Consider the following 1,966-nt stretch of genomic DNA (forward strand, 5'->3'; position numbering starts at 1 on the left):
CGCCGTCGCGGGCGAGCCGGTCGCGCAGGAAGGCGATCGCCTCCGCGGTCAGCTCGCGGGCCGCGCCGGGGGTCCAGCCGCCGCGGTCGGTCAGGTCGAGGACGTCCTCGCCCGGGACGGGCGCGGCGGCCGGGCCGGGAAGGGCGACCGGCACCCGGTCGATCCGGTGGAGCAGGTCGTGGGCGGGCGCCAGCCGGCCGGGGTCCACGTCCCGGAGCCGCAGGGAGTCGATGGAGGCGACGGGCTTTCCGTCCCGGTCGGCGAGGGTGATCGCGTATCCGGACGCCGTGCCCTGGAAGGTCGCGTGCACGCGCAGCGCCGAGGCGCCGGGCGCGTGCAGGCGCACGCCGGTCCAGGCGAACGGCAGCGGTATCCGCCCGTTCGCGGGTGGGGTCGCGCCGAGCAGGCCGGTGGCCTGGAGCGCGGCGTCCAGCAGGGCCGGGTGCAGGCCGAAGCCCTCGGCCTCGCTCCCGCCGGGCAGCTCCACCTCCGCGAAGACCTCCTCCCCGCGCCGGTAGGCGGCCCGCAGTCCCTGGAAGGCGGGCCCGTACTCGTAGCCCTCCGCGGCCTTCCGCTCGTAGAAGTCCTCGACGGGGACGGGTTCGGCATCCGCGACCGGCCACGGGAGCCGCTCCGCGACGTGGAGCCCGTCGGACAGCCGGCCCGTGGCGTGCCTGGTCCAGCCGCCCTGGCCGCGCCGCGCGTGGATCGCCACGTCCAGATCGGCGACCACGACCCTGATCTCCACGTCGTCGTCGCCGGGAACGGTCAGCGGCGCCTCGATGACGAGCTCGTCCAGCGTGGTGCGACCCGTCTCGGCGCCCGCGCGCAACGCCAGCTCGACCAGCGCCGATCCGGGCAGCACCGTCGTGCCCGCGACGGCGTGGTCGGCGAGCCATCCGTGGTCGCGGAGCGAGAGGCGGCCGGTGAGGACGGCGCCGTCGGGCAGCGGGACGGCGGCGCCGAGCAGCGGATGCCGCGCGTCCTCGATCCCGGCGGCGGTCAGGTCGCCCTGGCCGCGCCCGCCCTCCAGCCAGTAGCGCCGGTGCTGGAAGGCATAGGTGGGCAGGTCCGCGCGCCTGTGCGGGCCGGGCCCGAACGCGCGGCTCCAGTCGACCGCGACCCCGGAGACGTGCGCCTCCCCGGCCGAGCGCAGGAACCGGTCGAGGCCGCCGTCGTCGCGGCGCAGCGTGCCGACGGCCACGGACGGTTCCGCGACGGTCTCCGCGATGCCCGGTACCAGGACGGGGTGGGCGCTGACCTCGACGAACGCCTGGAACCCGTCCTCGGCGAGGGTCTCGACGGCGTCGGCGAAGCGGACCTGGCGCCGCAGGTTGCGGTACCAGTAGCCGCCGTCGAGTTCGGTGGTGTCCAGCCATCGTCCTTCGACCGTGGAGAAGAACGGGATGTTCGACGCCCGCGGAGCGATCCCGTCCAGCAGGTCCGCCAGTTCGCCCTGGATCGACTCCACGTGCGAGGTGTGCGAGGCGTAGTCGACCGGGATCCGGCGCGTCCGCACGCCCTCGGTTTCCAGCGCCGCCTGGAGGGTGTCCAGGGCCTCCGGTTCCCCGGCCACGACGACCGAGGCGGGCGCGTTGACCGCGGCGATCTCCAGGCCAGGCGCTAGGCGGGCGGCGGCCTCGTCAACCGGGAGCGCCACCGACAACATGCCGCCGCGTCCGGCAAGGCCGCGCGCGATGGCCTGGCTCCGCAGCGCCACCACCCGCGCCGCGTCCTCCAACGACAACGCGCCGGCCACGTGCGCGGCGGCGATCTCACCCTGCGAATGCCCCACCACCGCGTCAGGACGGACACCGAACGACTCCCACAACCGGGCCAGGGCCACGTTCACCGCGAACGACGCCGGCTGCACCACGTCCACCCGCTCCAGCGGGCCGCGCAGCTCCTCGGCGAGCGACCAGTCCACGTACGGCTTCAACGCCGCCTCGACCTCCGCCAGAGCGGC

Annotated in this window: 1 protein-coding gene; it reads right to left on the reverse strand. The window is 75.7% G+C overall.

Features of this window, described 5'->3' with window-relative positions:
* The coding region (locus ABZ914_RS50695; RefSeq protein ID WP_500201728.1) for an acyltransferase domain-containing protein at window positions 1-1,966 on the reverse strand (1,966 nt) is incomplete at both ends.

Source organism: Spirillospora sp. NPDC046719 (assembly GCF_040645715.1).
Taxonomy (GTDB): domain Bacteria; phylum Actinomycetota; class Actinomycetes; order Streptosporangiales; family Streptosporangiaceae; genus Spirillospora.